This window comes from Streptomyces sp. NBC_01320 (assembly GCF_035974375.1).
GTDB lineage: Bacteria > Actinomycetota > Actinomycetes > Streptomycetales > Streptomycetaceae > Streptomyces > Streptomyces yanii.
The window spans coordinates 7,383,091-7,401,129 of sequence record NZ_CP108390.1 but is presented as its reverse complement, the minus strand read 5'-3'; the positions used below and the strand labels follow the sequence as shown (position 1 = coordinate 7,401,129).

General features: G+C 71.1%; 16 protein-coding genes. 3 read left to right on the top strand and 13 right to left on the bottom strand.

Annotated features, from left to right (window positions below):
* Window positions 1-81: 81 nt before the first annotated feature.
* The 8 genes from OG395_RS33670 to OG395_RS33635 all read right to left on the bottom strand — a co-directional run bounded on the left by OG395_RS33670 (window position 82) and on the right by OG395_RS33635 (window position 9,785).
* Entirely contained in the window at window positions 82-558 is a 477-nt protein-coding gene (locus OG395_RS33670) for a phospholipase (protein WP_327246281.1), read from the bottom strand.
* A 197-nt stretch (window positions 559-755) separates the two neighbouring features.
* Complete coding sequence (locus OG395_RS33665) at window positions 756-1,415, bottom strand: response regulator transcription factor (RefSeq protein WP_327246280.1); 660 nt, start codon at window positions 1,413-1,415, stop codon at window positions 756-758.
* Window positions 1,388-2,680, bottom strand: coding sequence for a sensor histidine kinase (locus OG395_RS33660; RefSeq protein ID WP_327246279.1), 1,293 nt, complete (start codon window positions 2,678-2,680; stop codon window positions 1,388-1,390). Before OG395_RS33660 ends, OG395_RS33665 begins: the two co-directional genes overlap by 28 nt.
* 133 nt (window positions 2,681-2,813) lie before the next feature.
* Entirely contained in the window at window positions 2,814-3,272 is a 459-nt protein-coding gene (locus OG395_RS33655) for an anthrone oxygenase family protein (protein ID WP_327246278.1), read from the bottom strand.
* A 110-nt stretch (window positions 3,273-3,382) separates the two neighbouring features.
* Complete coding sequence (locus OG395_RS33650; protein WP_327246277.1) at window positions 3,383-4,204, bottom strand: glycoside hydrolase domain-containing protein; 822 nt, start codon at window positions 4,202-4,204, stop codon at window positions 3,383-3,385.
* Between the two features lie 207 nt (window positions 4,205-4,411).
* Window positions 4,412-6,025, bottom strand: a complete 1,614-nt coding sequence (locus OG395_RS33645) for a vWA domain-containing protein (RefSeq protein ID WP_327246276.1) — start codon at window positions 6,023-6,025, stop codon at window positions 4,412-4,414.
* Window positions 6,026-6,165: 140 nt separating this feature from the next.
* On the bottom strand, window positions 6,166-7,041 hold the full coding sequence (locus OG395_RS33640) for an ABC transporter permease (protein ID WP_327246275.1): 876 nt from the start codon (window positions 7,039-7,041) through the stop codon (window positions 6,166-6,168).
* Window positions 7,038-9,785, bottom strand: a complete 2,748-nt coding sequence (locus tag OG395_RS33635; RefSeq protein WP_327246274.1) for an alpha/beta fold hydrolase — start codon at window positions 9,783-9,785, stop codon at window positions 7,038-7,040. The genes OG395_RS33640 and OG395_RS33635 overlap by 4 nt, the downstream gene beginning before the upstream one ends.
* 163 nt (window positions 9,786-9,948) lie before the next feature.
* Here OG395_RS33635 and OG395_RS33630 point away from each other — a divergent pair, with 163 nt between their 5' ends.
* Complete coding sequence (locus OG395_RS33630) at window positions 9,949-10,368, top strand: GNAT family N-acetyltransferase (protein ID WP_327249536.1); 420 nt, start codon at window positions 9,949-9,951, stop codon at window positions 10,366-10,368.
* 82 nt (window positions 10,369-10,450) lie between these two features.
* Here the strand turns inward: OG395_RS33630 and OG395_RS33625 are convergent, their stop codons facing one another.
* Entirely contained in the window at window positions 10,451-11,269 is an 819-nt protein-coding gene (locus tag OG395_RS33625; RefSeq protein WP_327246273.1) for a maleylpyruvate isomerase family mycothiol-dependent enzyme, read from the bottom strand.
* 89 nt (window positions 11,270-11,358) lie between these two features.
* The gene (locus tag OG395_RS33620) at window positions 11,359-11,952 is read right to left on the bottom strand and encodes a DUF4291 domain-containing protein (protein ID WP_327246272.1); all 594 of its coding nucleotides are present in this window, start codon (window positions 11,950-11,952) and stop codon (window positions 11,359-11,361) included.
* Between the two features lie 225 nt (window positions 11,953-12,177).
* On the opposite strand from OG395_RS33620, the gene OG395_RS33615 reads away from it, so the two are divergent.
* Together OG395_RS33615 and OG395_RS33610 are read left to right on the top strand one after the other, a co-directional pair.
* Window positions 12,178-12,903, top strand: coding sequence for a VC0807 family protein (locus OG395_RS33615; RefSeq protein ID WP_327246271.1), 726 nt, complete (start codon window positions 12,178-12,180; stop codon window positions 12,901-12,903).
* Window positions 12,904-13,177: 274 nt separating this feature from the next.
* Entirely contained in the window at window positions 13,178-13,600 is a 423-nt protein-coding gene (locus tag OG395_RS33610; protein WP_327246270.1) for a hypothetical protein, read from the top strand.
* A 106-nt stretch (window positions 13,601-13,706) separates the two neighbouring features.
* Here the strand turns inward: OG395_RS33610 and mmsA are convergent, their stop codons facing one another.
* The 3 genes from mmsA to iolB are packed head-to-tail and all read right to left on the bottom strand — an operon-like array spanning window position 13,707 to window position 18,036.
* Window positions 13,707-15,206, bottom strand: a complete 1,500-nt coding sequence (gene mmsA, locus OG395_RS33605) for a CoA-acylating methylmalonate-semialdehyde dehydrogenase (RefSeq protein ID WP_266985498.1) — start codon at window positions 15,204-15,206, stop codon at window positions 13,707-13,709.
* A gap of 20 nt (window positions 15,207-15,226) precedes the next feature.
* Window positions 15,227-17,107 (bottom strand): 3D-(3,5/4)-trihydroxycyclohexane-1,2-dione acylhydrolase (decyclizing), encoded by a 1,881-nt coding sequence (gene iolD / locus OG395_RS33600; RefSeq protein ID WP_327246269.1) that lies wholly within the window; start codon window positions 17,105-17,107, stop codon window positions 15,227-15,229.
* Window positions 17,104-18,036, bottom strand: coding sequence for a 5-deoxy-glucuronate isomerase (gene iolB, locus OG395_RS33595; RefSeq protein WP_327246268.1), 933 nt, complete (start codon window positions 18,034-18,036; stop codon window positions 17,104-17,106). Before iolB ends, iolD begins: the two co-directional genes overlap by 4 nt.
* Window positions 18,037-18,039: the final 3 nt, after the last annotated feature.

Genomic DNA, 18,039 nt, shown 5'->3' with positions numbered 1-18,039 from the left:
CCCGGAATGAGTTATATTGCCCACTCAATTGTACGTACGGGTACGGGCGAGCGAATGTGCAGGCGATTACCGCGGGACTGGCTACGCGGCGTCCACCACCGCCGTGAAGCCGAGCTTGTCGACCGCCTGGTAATAGGTCCAGGCGGTCGCGTCGCAGGAGGCCTTCTTGACGCCCGAATATGCCGCGCAGACCCTCTTCAGGTCGGCGTAGAAGGCGCTGTCGATCCGGGCCTTGTTGGCGCTGAAGGTGCCGGCCGCTTTGTAGTTGCGGTAGCCGAAGTCGTGGCGGACACAGGAGTTGGCGAAGGGGAAGCCGAAGGGGTTGTCCGGCGAGGTGGAGCAGTAGTCGGTCGACCAGTCGAATCCGTACGCACTCCATGCGCTCCGGTTGCCTCTGGCCGCGAAGAACGCCTGGTAGCTGCTTGCGCTCGTCTGGGTCCAGCCGCTGAGGACCTGCGGCTTGTCGGCGGGCGCGGCGGTGGCGTCGGCGGCGGGGAGAAGTGCGGCGGACAGGGCGAGGGCGGCGGTGGCCAGAGGGACGGTGAGGCGTCGGCGCATGGGGGAGCTCCTTGGTGAGGGAACGCGACTGTCCCGGCGGTCTTCGCTCGGGACGGGCACAGCATCCGGCAGCGGACTGTCGCGGATGTATACGGGAGCTGTATGCCCTGCACACAGAGGTACATCGACTGCGGAACAGGGCAGTTGACGCCGCATCACTCACAGCACTGTCGCACGGGCGGCCACGGGAAGGGGAGTTACGCGCGGAGGAACGCCAGCACCGCCAGCACCCTGCGGTGTGTCTCGTCGGCGGGCGGCAGATCCAGCTTGGCGAGGATGTTGCCGATGTGCTTGCCGACCGCGGCTTCGGAGACCACCAGGTCGCGGGCGATCGCGCCGTTCGACCTGCCCTGGGCGACCAGGGCGAGCACTTCCCGTTCGCGTGCGGTGAGCCGCTCCAGCGGATCGCGGCGGCGGCGCAGGAGTTGGCGTACGACCTCCGGGTCGACGACGGTGCCGCCGTCGGCGACCTCCCGCAGGGCGTCGATGAACTCCTCGATCTGGCCGACCCGGTCCTTGAGCAGATAGCCGACACCGGATCCGTCTCCTGAGTCCAGGAGTTCGGCGGCGTACGTCCGCTGCACGTACTGGCTGAGCACCAGCACCGGCAGAGCGGGCTGCTTCTCGCGGAGTTCCACCGCCGCACGAAGTCCTTCGTCCTGGAGACCGGGCGGCATCCGGACGTCGGTCACGACGATGTCCGGAGTGTGTGCGGCGACGGCCGCGAGGAGCGCTTCCGCGTCGCCGACTGCGGCGACGACCTCATGGCCGCAGCGGGTGAGCAGTCCGATGAGACCTTCACGGAGCAGCACACTGTCCTCGGCCAGCACTACGCGGAGCGATCGGTCCACTCGCAAGGAATCTCCACACGCAACAGGGTCGGGCCGCCGGGCGGGCTGGACAGCGCAAGTCTCCCATCCAGTACGGAGACCCGGTCGGCGAGACCGGTCAGCCCGGTTCCTTCGCCACCGGTGCGCGCACCGCCCCGCCCGTCGTCGCGGATCTCCAGGAAGAGCCGGCCCGCGGCGTGGCCGCCGGTCACCTCGGCGCGGCTCGCACCGCTGTGCCTGGCGACGTTGGCGAGCGCCTCGCAGACCACGAAGTACGCGGCCGCCTCGACGGCCTCGGGGAACCGGCCGGGGAGCGCCAGTTCCAGGTCGACGGGGGTCGCGGACCGGTCGGCCGCGTCGGAGACGGCGGCTTCCAGCCCGTAGTCGGCAAGGACCTTGGGATGGATGCCGTGGATCAGTTCCCGCAGTTCGGCCAGTGCCTGACCGGCCTCCTGATGGGCCTTGGCCAACTGGTCGGCGAGGGGGCCGGGCGGCGCGTCGAGGCGGGCGAGTCCGAGGGTCATGGTGAGCGCGACGATGCGCTGCTGGGCGCCGTCGTGGAGATCGCGTTCGATGCGGCGCCGTTCCGCCTCGAAGGCGTCGACCAACCGGACCCGGGAGCGGGTGAGTTCGGTGACCCTGTCCCCCCTGTCGTCGCCCCTGTCGGCGATGAGGAGGCGGGCCAGTCCGGCTCTCGCCCCGGCCAGGAGGCCCAGCGCGTAGCAGCCGAGCGCGAGGAGGACGAGGCCGAGCGCAGCGGTGGCGAAGGCTTCGGGCCAGGTGGTGACCGTCCACTGCTTCACCACGCGGGCCTCTTCGCCGTTCCCGTACACCTGCATCACCGCGGGGGTGGACAGCAGCGCCAGTGGGACGGCCACGCACACACCCAGCGCGAGGGCGTCGAGCGGCCACAGGACCACGGCCCAGAGCAGCGCGTACCCGAGTTCCCGCCAGGTCGCCGACTCCCGGTAACGGAACGCCAGCCAGCTCCACAGCCCGGGTTCGGCCGGGCGGCGGTGCGGGTCGGGCGCCGGGGCCCGGCCCATCAGACGGAGCCGTACCCGCTCCAGGGACCCCACCGGGATCCCCGCGAGGGCCGTCAGCGCGAGCAGCGGCAGCCCGATCACCACGAGGGTGAGCGCACCGCCGAGCAGCACGCCGAGCGTGATCACGAACAGCACCACGACGCCTGCCGCGGCTCCGCTCAGCAGGTATCCGGCCGACCGCCAGGGCCACGACGACAGCAGATAGCGGGGTCCCGGCAGGGCCTGCCACACGTTCCGAGGGCGCATGGCCCCACCGTAGAAGACGCTGTTCCGCCGGAACCATCCGTGCTGCCGGAGTCCCGGGGGTAGGGCTGGGCATACCCCCGGGACTCTCCGCGGCGGCTCGGCGGTTGAAGAGGTCTTCCACCTGGTCCAAGGGCTACACCGCGGCAGCGACCAGCAGCGCGAATGCCGCTGCCGAGAGCACGGTGCGGATCCGGTGGAGGGCGGTCCAGCGGGACTCGAATGCCCGGCGGGCCGCGCTGTCGTCGCCGCCCTCGGCCGCCGCGAGCGCCGAGTTGAGCGGGATGTTGCCGCCCACGGTGAGAAGGTGGCTGAGCGCCGCGCAGACCAGCCCTCCTGCGACGAGTCCCCGCTCGGCGGAGGTCCGGCCGTCGACGGGGACGACGAGCGCGGCGACCGGGAAGGCGATCACGCCGAGGAAGAGGACGAGGAACACCGGCCCCGGCACCTTCTCGTTGAAGCGGCGCATCGCGGCGGTGAACTGGTCGTCCGGCAAAAGCTTCAGGCCGGGCATGATCCCGGTCGTGAAGCACACCAGGAAGCCGGCGTAGAGACCGGTGGTGACGGCGGCGAGCGCGAGCAGCAGAGAGGCCATGGCGCACATCATCGCGCGGCGGGGCGGGTCGCGCGGCCCCCTTTCGCCAAGGCGCCGCTGCCCGGCCCGCCCCCTGCCCCCGTCCGCCCCCGTTTCACGTCCGCCGGGCGCTACTTGGCGACGACGGCCACCGGCGCGTCCCACGCGTCGCGGTCGATGGTGAGGGTGGCCCCGTCGTGGGTCACCTTCTTGTTGACCGCGTACTGGTGGCCGCGGCGGTGCCCGGTCCACAGGGTCTTGTCGTACGGGAATCCGGTGGTCGTGGAGTAGATGTCGTCGTACCGGGCGTACCAGAGGATCTCCGGCAGGTCGGTGCGCGTCGTGGCCTTGGCGACGACGGCGGCGCTGGAGTTGCTGAAGCCGTAGAAGCCGGTCCAGTACCCCTTGGCGTGGACCGTCTTGTCCCAGGAGCGGATGTAGGCGAGGACGGTGTTCACGCAGGACGTGTTGGTGGGGTCGAAGTACTCCATGTCCAGGTAGACCGGGCTGCCGGTCCTCATGCCCAGCGCGGACGCCTTGGTCACCGCGTCGGCGCCGTCGGTGGCGCCCAGCGCGGTGGCGTTGGCGGCGGTCATCTTCTCGGGGTTGTTGCTGGTCTGGCACGGCGGCTGCGCGCCGACGTACAGCGGGATCAGCTTCCAGCCCCCGGCACTCACGGACTTCACCCAGGACGGGGTGAGCTGGGGCTGGGCGCACCCGCGGTTCTTCCCGCCGATGTACACGGCGGCAGCCCGGTACACCGAGGTGGCCCGCCACTTCTGCATGGTGGTGAGCGTCGGTGCGGTGCAGGTGTCGAAGGCGTGGCCGGTGAAGACGGTCGGCGCGGGCCGGGTGACGGTGGTCGCGGTGGCCGCCTCTGCGGCGAACGCGGCACCGGCCAGTACGCCCACCCCGGCCAGCGCCATTCCTATCCGGCGACGCTTCTTCGACATGCGGTGATTCGACACAGAGACCTCGACGATGAGTACGGGGACGACAAGGGACGAGACGGAGTCGGCTGGACACTGCGTCAACAGGCGACTCGGAAGCAGCAAACCTTCTCATACGGAGATCTGAGATCGACCGTATGAGCGGTTCCCTTGCCCAAACCTGAGCCAACTCTGAGACTTCCTTGACCGAATCGGGTGCCCCCGGCCGGGTCAGCCCATCTCGCCCTCTTGCTCGCCCCCGCCGCCGGGCCCCCTGTCGTCGCCCCGGAGCCGGTCCGCCTGCGCGATCGCCGTCGCCAGCTTCCGTACCGAACTGTCCTCCGTCCCGGCCGCCAACGCCGATGCCCGGGTGGAGAGTTCACCGAGCGCTGGCTGACCCGGCAGTGTGCCGCCGCGCAGTTCCTCCGCGAAGTACGCCGCCACCGCGGCCACCTGGAGCCACTTGTTGCCGTCGTCGCCCCACAGGCTGCCGTCGATCGCGCCGGTCCCGACCGCTCCCGACTGCTCGTGCGGCGCCCGTGTCTTCGGGTCCAGCCAGCGCACCGTCGCGGTCGCCACATGTCCGGCGGCGCCGTCCCGGAGCCGTACGGCATAGAGCGCGGTCACCGTGTGCCCGGGCCCGACCTCGCCGCCGTCCACGCTGTCGTCGCGGAAGTCGTCGTCGGCCACCTTGCGGTTCTCGTACCCGATGAGCTTGAACTGCTTGACGTTCTTCGGGTCGAAGGCGACCTGCGCCTTGGCGTCGCGGGCCCGCAGTTCGATGTGGGCGGGAAGCTGGTCGACGAGGACCTTGCGGGCCTGGGTCTCGTCGCCGATGTAGGTGGTGTGGCCGTCGCCCTTGTCGGTGAGGCGTTCCATCAGCGCGTCCCCGTAGTCACTGCCGACGCCGACGCCGAAGAGGGTGATGCCGTACTCGCGGCGGGCGTCGTCGATCCGTTCGAGGATGGCGTCGGCATCGGTCTCGCCGGTGTTGGCGAGGGCGTCGGAGAGCAGGACGACCCGGTTGTTCGCGCCCGCACGGTGACCGGCGACCGCCTCTTCGTAACCGCGCCGGACACCCGCTTCCACATTGGTTGAGTCGGTGGGTTCCATGGAGTCGACGGCGTCACGGATCTGTCCGCGGTGGTCCCGCAGCCGGGTCATCGGCACCAGGGTCTTCGCCTTGTCGCTGAAGGTGACCAGGGAAACGGAGTCGTCGTCGCGGAGTTCGTCGGTGAGGATCGAGAGGGACTTCTTCACCAGGTCGAGGCGGCCCGTCCCGGCCATGGAGCCGGAGATGTCGACGACGAAGGTCAGCGCGGCGGGCGGGCGTTCGCCGCCTTCGTCCGCGACACGGGTGGCCAGACCGACCCGTACGAGCGACCAGTCACCGGAGCCTTCGCCCGTACGTGCCCCGTCGACCGTCACCGAGAATCCGTTGCCGGCCGGTCGCCGGTAGCCCTGGCGAAAGCTGTTGACGAACTCCTCGGGCCGTACGGTCTCCGCCCCCGGCAGCTCGCCGTCGCCGAGCTTGCGGCGCGCGTACCCGTAACTGGCGGTGTCCACGTCCAGTGCGAACGTGGAGAGATAGTCCGGCGCGACGGGCTTCTCCGGCCTGTCCTCCGTCTTCTGCGAGGCGTCGTCCTCGGCGCCGGGCGCGGGCGCGGGGACGACCTGGCCGCCCCCGCTCGTCCCCTGCGGACCGTCGGCACGTTTGGCCGACGAGTTGTACCCGCTTTCCCCCGCCCCGCAGCCGGTGAGCAGCGCCCCACCCGCAAGCATCCCGGCCGCCAGCACCAGGCCGAGCGTCCTTCGATACGTCCGGCCATGCGCCCGGTTTTCCATCCCGTACCCCCAACCATCGCGTCAGCACTTGTGAATGTGACGTTCGGGGCGGCTCCGGGGAGCAGACGAAGACGTTGCGGAACAGTCTCGATGCGGCAACGGCGGGCAAAAACGGCGCGAACCGCCGCGGAACATCAACGTCAGGACACGATGTCCTTACGACTGAACCCGCGGAACGCGAAAGCGAACAGGATCAGGGCGTACGTCACCGAGATCGACGCCCCCTTCGCCATGCCACCCCACTCCAGGTCCGGCTGGAGCGCGTCCGCCCAGGCGAACTGCCAGTGCGCGGGCAGGAAGTCGCGCCAGGAGCCGAGCGCGGTGACAGCGTCCAGCACATTGCCGACGATGGTCAGCCCGACCGCACCGCCGACCGCGCCCAGCGGGGCGTCGGTCTTCGTCGACAGCCAGAACGCCATCCCGGCAGTGACCAGTTGGGAGACGAAGATGAAGGCGACGACGAGGGCGAGCCGCGGCACGGTGTCGCCGGTCGCGAGCGCACCGCCGGTGGGGAGTTCGAGCGGCCCCCAGCCGTACGCCGCCGCTCCCGCGGCCAGTGCGACGAGCGGCAGCAGCACCATCGCGGCCAGGCTGAAGCCGAGCGCCACGACGAGTTTGCTCCACAGCAGCCTGGCCCGTGGCACGGGTGCGGCAAGCAGGTAGCGCAGCGAGGACCAGCCGGCCTCCGAGGCGACGGTGTCCCCGCAGAACAGTGCCACCGGCACCACGAGCAGGAACCCGGCCGAGACGAACAGGCAGGTCGCGGCGAAGTTCGCGGCGGACGCGGTCGCGGTGTCCATCAGCGTGAGCCGGTCGCCGCCGCCCCGGGAGCCCGGGGTGCCGCCGATCGCGAAGGCGGTGATCAGGATGAACGGCAGCGCCGCCAGCACCCCGCCCATCAGCAGGGTGCGCCGCCTGCGCAGCTGCCGAACCGCCTCGACACGCAGCGGCAGGGTGCGCCGGGCCAGGTAGCCGGGCGCCTCGGCGGCGTGGGTGACATCGACTGCGGCACTCATGCGGAGCCTCCGGAGATCAGAGTGAGGAACGCGTCCTCCAGGCGACGGTGCGGCCCGACCCCCGTCAACGGCACGTCCAGCCGGACCAGTTCGGCGATCAGCCGGGAGGAGTTCACGCCGTCGAGCCGGACGAGCAGGCCCAGCCCGTCGTCCGTACGGACGGCCGAGCCGATCCCGGGGAGTGCGGCGATCTTCTCGACCAGCGGTTCGGCGATCTCCTCGGCGACGGTGACGAGCAGCATGTCGCCCGAGCCGGTGATCTCGGCGACCGGTCCGGCCTGCACGAGTCGGCCCCGGTCCATGACCACCAGGTGGGTGCAGGACTGCTCGACCTCGGAGAGGAGATGGCTGGAGACGATGACGGTCCGGCCCCCGGCCGCGTAGCGGATCATCACGTCCCGCATCTCGCGGATCTGGGGCGGGTCGAGCCCGTTGGTCGGCTCGTCGAGGATGAGGAGGTCCGGCATGCCGAGCATGGCCTGGGCGATCGCAAGCCGCTGCCGCATGCCCTGGGAGTACGTACGCACGGCGCGGGCCAGCGCGTCACCGAGTCCTGCGATCTCCAGGGCCTCCTCGATGTGCGAGTCCCCGGCGGGGCGTCCGGTGGCCTGCCAGTACAGCTCCAGGTTGGCGCGCCCGGACAGGTGCGGCAGGAAACCGGCGCCCTCGACGAACGAGCCGACCCGGGACAGTACGGGCGCGCCCGGCCGGATGGCATTCCCGAAGACGCGGATCTCGCCGTCGTCGGGCGTGATGAGCCCCATCAGCATGCGGAGCGTGGTGGTCTTGCCCGCGCCGTTGGGCCCGAGGAGTCCGAGGACCTGGCCCTTCTCCACACGGAAGGAGAGGTCCTTCACGGCGTAGCGGTCGGCGGACTTGGCGTACTTCTTCGACAGTCCGGTGATCTGGAGGGGGACCTCGGCGAGCACCGGGTCGGGGGCGGGGGTCGCGGTACGCCGCCGTGCGGTGAGCAGCAGGGCGAGAGCGATGACGGCGGCCGCCGCCGGGAGCCCCCAGGTCCACCACGGCAGGGCGGTCGATGCCGTCTTCACCGCGGGGGCGGTGGGGACGGTCAGCGGGCCGGCGAGGGAGACGCTGTACGTGGTCGGCTCGGCCGGTGAGGCGTAGCCGAGGTCCGTGGCGGAGAGGACGAGCCGGAGCCGGTGTCCGGCGTCGAGTGCGTGGTCGACGGCGGGCAGGGTCAGCTCGACGGTCTTGTTCTGCCGCTCCGGCGTGATCCGGTAGGGGGCGACGAGCTGGGCGGGCAGCACCTGCTGCTTCCCGTCCGGCGAGACGTCGTACACCTTGCCGAACAGGACCGCGTCGCCCTGCCCGGCCGTCACCTTCACGCGGACGGTGGGCGATCCGGTGATGCGCATCGACGTATCGAGCGGCGCGGAGTCGAAGCGGGCGTACTGGCCGGGGAAGTCGATCGACAGGCCGACGCCGAGGGACGAGAGCTGGGCAATGCCGCCGCCGACGCCCGGGACGGCCGAGATGGCGGGCGGGTTGGCACCGGCGGGGTTGCGGAAGGTCTGCGTCCGTCGGTCCGCGGATCCACCGCTCCGCCCGCCACTCGCCAGCGTGCCCGCGCCTGCGCCTGCGCCTGCGCCTGCGTCCACGATGCCCGGCCCGTCGCTCGTCGCGGTCAGCGCGATCTCCCGGTCGCCGCTGGCCAGCCCGGGATACGTGTCGCTGCTCGCCCCGCGCCGGAGCGCCGCCCCGTCCGTGGAATCGATGCCTCCGGTACGAGTGACGCGGAAGGCGGGTCCGGTGTCGGCTCCCTTGTCCTCCTTCAGATAGCGGTCGAACCAGGCCCCGATCCGGTTCTCGACCCGCCCGCTCTCCATGTCCCCGCCGTCGTGTCCGCCCGCGATCCAGTCGACGGCGACGGGTGCGCCGTTCCCGCTGATGGTCCGCGCCATGGCATCGGCCTGGCCGAGCGGGAAGAGGGAGTCGGACTGCCCCTGCACGATGAGCGCGGGCACCTTGATGCGGTCGCCGACGGCGCTCGGCGACCGTTCACTGAGCAGCGCACGCGCGGCGGCGTCCGGCTTCCCGGAGACGGCGACCCGTTCGTACATGGCGCAGAGCTGCTTCTCGAACTTCTCGCAACCGCCGCCCGAGGTGACGAAGATCCCGGCCCAGAGCTTCTTGAAGACCCCGTCGGGGAAGAGTGCGTCGGCAAGGTTCCAGTAGGTGATCACCGGCGCGATGGCATCGACGCGCCGGTCGTATCCGGCAGCGAGGAGCGAGACCGCACCACCGTACGAGGCGCCGGTGACGCCGACCCGCGGGTCGCCCTTCGCGTCCAGCTGCACCTCGGGCCGCCGGGCCAGCCAGTCGATCAGCCCGGACACGTCCTTGACCTCGTGGTCGGGCGCGTTGAGCGAGATCTCCCCGCCGGACTTCCCGAACCCGCGGGCCGACCAGGTCATGACGGCGTACCCGGCACCAGCCAGCTCCTCCGCCTGCGCCCGCACATCGTCCTTGGAACCGCCGAAGCCGTGCCCGATCAGCACGGCGGGCCGTCGCTCCGAACCGCCGGACGTGAAGTACGAGGTGTCGAGGGACACCCCGTCGATCCGCATCGTCCGGTCCTCGCGGTGCACGGCGGGCGCACGGTCGTCGGCCACCGCGGTCCAGGTACCGGCACCCGCGAGCACGACGAGCGCGGCCACGGCCGCCGCCCACCGGCTGCGCTTACGGGTCCACCGGCGCCATCGGGAGTCAGGGGTCTGCATGTGTCGACCCTAAGCGCACGGCCCTCGCGCCCGGGCTGCCACGAGGGGGAACTGTTCGGCCTCCTTCCGGCGTACGGTGCTCCCCTGCCGTACTCCATACGCGGTATGCCTGCGCCCGGCCCGCCTCCCAAAGGCTCCCGAAAGGTTCCCGATGGACAACCACGTGGAGATCCGACGCGCGACGACCGTCGCCGAACTCACCGCAGCCCAGCACCTGTACGACGGTCCGGCGCGCCAGGAATGGGCGGAACGGTTCCTCGCCTCCGACGGCCATCTGATGGTGATCGCCTATGTGGACGGGGTGCCTGCCGGTTTCGTCTCCGGCATCGAGATGACCCACCCGGACAAGGGCACGGAGATGTGCCTCTACGAGCTCTCGGTCGACGGGCCCTGCCGCCGGCGCGGCATCGGGCGCGCCCTGACCGAGGCGCTGGCCGCCGTCGCCCGGGAGCGCGGCTGCTACGACATGTGGGTGGGTGTGGACCTCGACAACGAGGCCGCCCTCGCGACGTACCGGTCGGCGGGGGCGGGTGACGACGGCCGATTCGCGATGCTGACCTGGAAGTTCGACGCATCCGCGTAATCGGACCGGGAGAGCCCGCGCGTGCCGGCCGCCTCCGACGCCACGGCCCTCGCCCGGCTGACGGGCCGTGAGCTCGGCTGCCTCAGGGAGCAGTGAACAAGGTCGGGAAGCGGGGTGCGAGCCAGGGCTTGCGGCCCCAGGTGAGCACGCGGCCACGGGCGATGGCGCCCCAGGGATCGCAGCGGCCGAGGGCGATCAGCAGAAACGTGACCGGCTCGATGAGGATCGTGCAGTCCGGGCGGCTCACCGGCCCGCGCTCGACGGTCACCGCGCCGTCGGTGACGATCACCCCGAACCGCGAGCCGCCACGCAGACGGATGTCGAAGCGGGCGGCCAGCCCGGCGGATGCGGCGGAGACGACTCGTGGCATGACCGTGAGCATGAAGGGCATCGACAGCTCGACCCGGGTGCGGTCGAGCATGTGCGGACGGCCGAGCGCGCGGGCGAGATCGTAGCCGTGGCCGAGCATGTGGGTGAGCAGGTACGAGCCGAGCGCCGCGAGATCCATCGAGCCCAGCGGCGTCTCCACCGGCTCGTCCGGCGCTCGGTGTTCCGCGGCCCGGAGGAAGGCGGCCGCCTGCGCCACGATCATTGCGGCCAGCGGATCCGCCCCACGCTCCTCGAACCCGGCGAGGGCGCGCTCGTTGGCCGCGGCCAGGCTCTGCGGCGTGCCGTCGCCGTAGCTGCGCTCGTGGCCCGCGGCGACCTCCGCCATCAGCTCGTTGGCCTGCGCCAGATGGGCTGCCGCCTCACCGAGCGTCCACTCGGATCCGGGGACGGGCACGCTCGTGTCCATGCGGCCGCGCAGCAGCGCCGCTATCTCCTCGGCGGTGTCGCGAATCGCCTCGGCGAGCCCTTCGGGAAGCGCGTCGTGCCGCTCCCGGGCAGGCGTGGGTTCCACGGCTGTCTCCCCTCGTCCCTCTTCCCTGACCGGTCTCCGCGTTCGGGGCCCGGCGGACACGTGCAGAATGCCAGGTCGTGCAGGTCGGGTCAGCCCCTGGGCGGCGTCGCGTCCGTCCGGTACGGCGACTCGGCCGGCAGCAGAGCCCTCGCCTCGTCGAGCCGGCCCTCCCGCACATGGCCGTGGATCTCCCGGGCGAGCGGGGTCACGTCACGGATCGAGACCGTCCACTCGTCCGCGTACCGCCGCGCAGCTTCTGCGCCGAGCCCCAGCTGCAGGGAGCGGTACGGGAGCGGGTTCAGCCGGAGGTCGCGTTCGGGGTCCCACTGGACGCGGGCCGGGGAACGGCGCAGGCTGCGCTGCCAGGTGGCCCGGTCCGGGTGAACTCCCCTGACGTAGTGCGAGAGTTCGGCATGGTTCAGGGCCCAGGCGAAGCCCTCGCGGGTGATCTCCACCGCCAGGACGGTCTCCTGGCCCTCCTTCGTGCCCCAGCCGCAGCGGTACATCATCCACAGGAAGCTCGGCTTGATCCACGTCATGCGGTCGCGCTTCCAGGCCGCAGGGAAGCGGCCGTCACGTGCGGCGGGAAGGCCGATGGACGGGGTGTACGCCTGGTAGACGGTGACGGTCGTGTCCGTGTACTGGGCGCGGATCTCGTGCTGTGGCCTGGTCGGGGCGGTCATGGCCTCATCACATCACCCGCCGAACGGGCTCGGCGATCGAGTTATGGGCACGTGCGGGCCCCGGATTCGCAGCCCGCTGTCCGGGGTGTCATCGGCCGGGACTGACATTCGTCACACGGACCTCGGTACACGCGGCTCTGCCGGGCATCGGGCCCCGGCGGCCAGTCTGTACGTACCGAGAGCGGGACCGCGAATGCGTCCGCCGATACGGGAGAGGAACCCGTCATGAGCAGCCCGGCCGCCACAGCCACCGCCCCTGTCGCAGATGCTCCGGTCGCCGCCCCGTCCGCTCCCCGCAGCGCGCTGCTCGACAGTGTGCTGCCGCTGCTCGTGGATGTGGGCGTGCCGCTCGTCTCGTACTACGCGCTGAAGGCAGCGGGCACGGGGACGTTCGCGGCGCTGGCCTGGAGCAGCGCGGTGCCGGTCGTCCGGACCGTGTGGGGAGTGGCGCGCAGGCGCCGGCTCAATGGCCTGGCGGCGCTGATGGTGACCGTCAACGTGGTCGGACTGCTGACGAGCCTGATGGTCGGTGACCCGCGGCTGATGCTCGCCAAGGACAGCGGGGTGAGCAGCATCATCGGGCTCGTCGTCCTGGTGACCGCGTGGAAGGGGCAGCCGATGATGAGCGCGGCGGTGCGACCGTGGCTGGTCAAGGGGGATGCGGCCAAGGACACCGCATGGCAGTGGCTGTCCGCGGAGTCGGCGGTGTTCCGGCGGGCGGAAGCGCGGTTCTCGGCGGTGTGGGGTGCGGCGCTGCTGGGTGAGTGTGTGGTGCGGACGGTTGGGGCGTACACCGTGCCGGTCGAGACGATGGTGTGGCTCGGCACGGTGATCATGGTGGCGACGATGGTGTTCGCGTTCCTGGTCTCGGGCCGGGTGGGCGCCGTTCCGATGGCGCGGATGATCGCCGAGGCGGCCCCTGCCGAGAGGGCCGCGGACGCCACACGGTGACGCCGTGAGCCGAAGGGGGAGCCGCCGCGGCTCCCCCTTCGGCTTTCCGGGCTCGGCCCCGATCCGGCACAGGTGGTGGGTCGCTGAGCGGCCGATGGGACGACCGGCCATTACCCGGGAGGTAATTGAGCGCCTCCGCCCTCCGTCCATACCGTCCCTGTACGGGCGTGCGTTCCACCGGGAACGACGCCGTCCGGGGCCCTCCTGCCTCGGCCGCGCGGACCGGCGGCGGCTTGTTGCCCGCGTGACCGCATGACAACGAAAGGAAGACCTCATGATGTCGTCCCAGAACGTGGGTACGGTCCCGTCGACGGGTGCCGCCCGTTCCGATGGCCTTCTCCGCCTGGCCCTCGTGGCGGACGTGGTCCTCACCGGTGCGAACGGCATCGGCTACCTCGCGCTGGCCACGGTCCTGGACTCGTTCCTCGGCGTGCCTCCGTCCGTGCAGTACGCGGTGGGCGTGTTCCTCACCGTGTACGCCCTGTGGGTGCTGGTCGTCTCCCGTCAGGAGCGCATCAGCCGCGGCGCGGTCGCCGTCGTCATCGGCCTGAACGTGGCCTGGGCCGTGGCAAGTGTCGTGATCGTGCTCGTGGACGCGCTGACGGCGACGGGCGCCGGCAACGGGTGGATCGTGTTCCAGGGCCTGACGGTGGCGGCCATGGGTGCGCTCCAGTACGTGGGCCTGCGGCGCATGTGAGAGCGGGCCGGGCAGCCGGATACGGCTTCCGTGCATGCCGACGGCCCGTACGGATACAGCTTCCGTACGGGCCGTCGGCGCGGAAGAGCGGCGGAACCGGTGGCGATCAGTGGTTGCGCGGGAAGCCCAGGTCCACGCCCGCCGGGGCGTCCGCCGGGTCCGGCCAGCGGGTGGTGACGACCTTGCCACGGGTGTAGAAGTGCACGCCGTCGTTGCCGTAGATGTGGTGGTCGCCGAAGAGCGAGTCCTTCCAGCCACCGAAGGAGTGGTAGCCCACCGGCACCGGGATCGGCACGTTGACGCCGACCATGCCGGCCTCGATCTCCAGCTGGAAGCGGCGGGCGGCGCCGCCGTCGCGCGTGAAGATCGCGGTGCCGTTACCGAACGGCGAGGCGTTCATGAGGGCGACGCCCTCCTCGTACGTCTCGGTGCGCAGAACGCAGAGCACCGGGCCGAAGATCTCGTCCTTGTACGCGTCCGAGTCGGTGGACACGTGGTCGAGGAGGGAGAGACCGATCCAGTGGCCGCCCTCGAAGCCGTCGACGGTGTGGCCGGTGCCGTCGAGGACGACCTGGGCGCCCTGGGCCGCCGCGCCGGTGACGTACGAGGCGACCTTGTCGCGGTGGGCCGCGGTGATCAGCGGACCCATCTCGGACGTCGGGTCGTTGCCGGGACCGATCTTGATCTTCTCGGCCCGCTCCTTGATCTTGGCGACGAGCTCGTCACCGATGGCGCCCACCGCGACGACCGCGGAGATCGCCATGCAGCGCTCACCGGCGGAGCCGTAGGCGGCGGAGACCGCGGCGTCGGCGGCGGCGTCGAGGTCCGCGTCGGGCAGGACCAGCATGTGGTTCTTCGCACCGCCGAGCGCCTGGACGCGCTTGCCGTTGGCGGAGGCGGTGGTGTGGATGTAGCGGGCGATCGGGGTCGAGCCGACGAAGGAGACCGCGGCGACGTCCGGGTGGTTCAGCAGCCCGTCGACCGCGACCTTGTCGCCGTGCAGGACGTTCAGCACGCCGTCCGGCAGACCGGCCTCGGCGGCCAGCTCGGCCAGCAGGTTGGCGGCCGACGGGTCCTTCTCGCTGGGCTTGAGGACGAACGTGTTGCCGCACGCGATGGCCAGCGGGAACATCCACATCGGCACCATGGCCGGGAAGTTGAACGGCGTGATGCCCGCGACGACACCGAGCGACTGACGGATCGAGGAGACGTCGACCCGGCTGGAGACCTGGGTGGACAGCTCGCCCTTGAGCTGGGTCGTGATGCCGCAGGCCAGCTCGACGATCTCCAGACCGCGGGCGACCTCGCCGAGCGCGTCGGAGTGCACCTTGCCGTGCTCGGCGGTGATCAGCGCGGCGATGTCGTCGCGGTGGGCGTCGAGCAGCGCGCGGTAGCGGAAGAGGACGGCGGTGCGGGCGGCCAGCGAGGACGTGCCCCACGTGGCGTACGCGTCCTTCGCTGCGGCGACCGCGGCGTCGACCTCTTCGAGGGAGGCGAGCGCGACCTGGGTGGTGACGGCGCCGGTGGCCGGGTCGGTGACCGGGCCGTAGTTGCCCGACGTGCCCTCGACGGTCTTGCCACCGATCCAGTGGTTGACGGTCTTCATTACGAAACTCCTTCAGGCCTTCAGAGGTGGCGGCGTCGGGCTGCGACTTGCCGGTCGTAGTCTTCCCGGGCTTTTACCGCCGACGGGCGGGTGGCCGTTTCGGCTACAGGAACATCCCACCACGCCTGCGCCGGAGGCGGGCCCGACACTGTGTCTGCCGTTTCGGTCTCGACGTAGACACAAGTGGGGCGGTCCGCGCTCCGCGCCTCGGTGAGGGCTTCGCGCAGGTCATGGACGGTCTTCGCGCGCAGCACCCGCATTCCGAGGGAGGCCGCGTTGGCGGCGAGATCGACAGGCAGCGGGGGACCGGTGAAACTCCCGTCGGCGCTCCGGTGCCGGTAGGCCGTGCCGAAGCGTTCGCCGCCGACCGTCTCGGAGAGCCCGCCGATGGAGGCGTAGCCGTGGTTCTGCAGGACGACGACCTTGATCGGGAGGTTCTCCTGCACGGCGGTGACGATCTCGGTGGGGTTCATCAGGTACGTGCCGTCGCCGACGAGCGCCCAGACGGGACGGCCGGGGGCGGCCAGCTGTACGCCGATCGCGGCCGGGATCTCGTATCCCATGCAGGAGTAGCCGTACTCCACGTGGTACTGGCGTCGGGAGCGGGTCCGCCACAGCTTGTGCAGGTCGCCGGGGAGCGAGCCCGCGGCGTTGATCAGGATGTCGTCGTCGGTCACCAGGGTGTCGAGCAGGCCGAGGACCTGGGCCTGGGTGGGCCGGGCGTGGGGGTCGTCGGCGGCGAACGCGGCGTCGACGCGCTGCTCCCAGCGCTCCTTCGCCTCGGTGCACTCGGTCTCGTACGCCGGGTCGACGCGGTAGTTGCGCCCGTTCAGGGCCCCGCTCAGCGCTTCGAGGGCGGTGCGGGCGTCGGCGACGAGCGGGAGTGCGGCGAGCTTGTGGGCGTCGAAGCCGGTGATGTTGAGGTTGAGGAAGCGCACCGCCGGGTTGGAGAAGAGGGTGGCGGAGGCGGTGGTGAAGTCGGAGTAGCGGGTGCCGATGCCGATGACCAGGTCGGCGCTGCGGGCCAGCTCGTCGGCGGCCGCGGTGCCGGTCGGGCCGATGCCGCCGACATCGGCGGGGTGGTCGTGGCGCAGCGAGCCCTTGCCCGCCTGGGTGGAGGCGACCGGGATCCGGGTGGCGGCGGCGAACGCGGCGAGGGTCTCCTCGGCGGCGCTGTGATGGACGCCGCCGCCTGCGACGATCAGTGGCCGGCGGGCGGTGCGCACGGCTCGTACCGCCTGCTCCAGCTCATGGGCGTCGGGCGCGGGCCGGCGTACGTACCAGATGCGCTCGGCGAAGAACGCCTCCGGCCAGTCGTACGCCTCCGCCTGTACGTCCTGCGGCAGCGCGAGTGTGACGGCACCGGTCTCCGCCGGGTCGGCGAGGATCCGCATCGCCTGGAGGGCGGCCGGGACGAGCGCCTCGGGGCGGGTGATCCGGTCGAAGTAGCGGGAGACGGGGCGCAGACAGTCGTTGACGGAGACATCGCCGGCGGACGGGACTTCGAGCTGTTGCAGGACGGGGTCGGCGGGACGGGTCGCGAAGGTGTCGCCGGGGAGCAGCAGGACGGGGAGGTGATTGATCGTGGCGAGGGCGGCACCGGTGACGAGGTTGGTGGCGCCGGGGCCGATGGATGTGGTGACGGCGTGTGCGCAGAGCCGGCCGGACTGACGGGCGTACCCGACGGCGGCGTGCACCATGGACTGCTCGTTGCGGCCCTGGAGGTAGGGCATGGAGGGCCCGGTCTCCAGCAGCGCCTGGCCGATTCCGGCGACGTTGCCGTGGCCGAAGATGCCCCAGGTGGCGCTGATCAGACGCTGCCGCCGGCCGTCACGCTCGGTGTACTGGCGGGTGAGGAAGGAGACCAGGGCCTGGGCGGTGGTGAGCCTGCGGGTGCTCATCGGGATGCCTCCTGACCGGAGATTCCGGAGGGTCCGTGGAGCGGGAGCCGCGGGTCGACCAGCTGCGCCGGCCAGGTGTCGCGGATCCAGCCGTGATCGGGGTGGTCGCTGATCAGCCACTCCCGCTGCCCCGGGCCGGCCATCACATTGAGGTAGTACATGCTGTGGCCTGGGGCGGCGATGGACGGGCCGTGCCAGCCGTCGGGGATCAGGACCGCGTCGCCGCTGCGGACCTCGGCGAGGACATCCGTGCCGCCGGGCCGGGACGGGGAGACACGGTGATAGCCGAACCCGGCCGTGCCGCCCCGCTCCTCGATCTCGAAGTAGTAGATCTCTTCGAGGACCGACTCGGCTCCGGGGCGGTGCTCGTCATGTTTGTGCGGCGGATACGAGGACCAGTTGCCGCCGGGGGTGAGGACCTCGACGGCAATCAGCCGGTCGCACTCGAACGTGTCGGCGGCGGCGAAGTTGTTGACCTGGCGCGAGCAGGTCCCGGAGCCGCGCAGCTCGACGGGTACCTCCGGCGCGGGGCCGTAGCGAGCGGGGAGTCGTCGCTCGCACTTCGCTCCTGCCAGGGCGAAGCGGCCTCCTGCGCCGGAGGCGATCTGCGCATGGGCGTCACGTGGTACGTAGGCGAAGTCGGACACCCCGCTGAACACGCTTTCCCGGCCCAGCAGTTCAAAGATCTCACCTGAGGTGTGCACCGTACAGCCACCGGTCAACGGCAGGACGATCCACTCACTCTCCCCGGTGACAAGTGTGTGAACACCACCGGGCCGCAGCTCCACCACACGCAGGCTCGACCGGTCCCAGTCGGCCCGCTTCGGATCGATGTCCAGGGCGTACGGTCCCTCCGCCGCGCTGCCCGCGGGCAGATGCCACCGGTGCCGCGGCCGTTCCCGTACGCGTTCCTCATGGTCCGTCGTCATGCC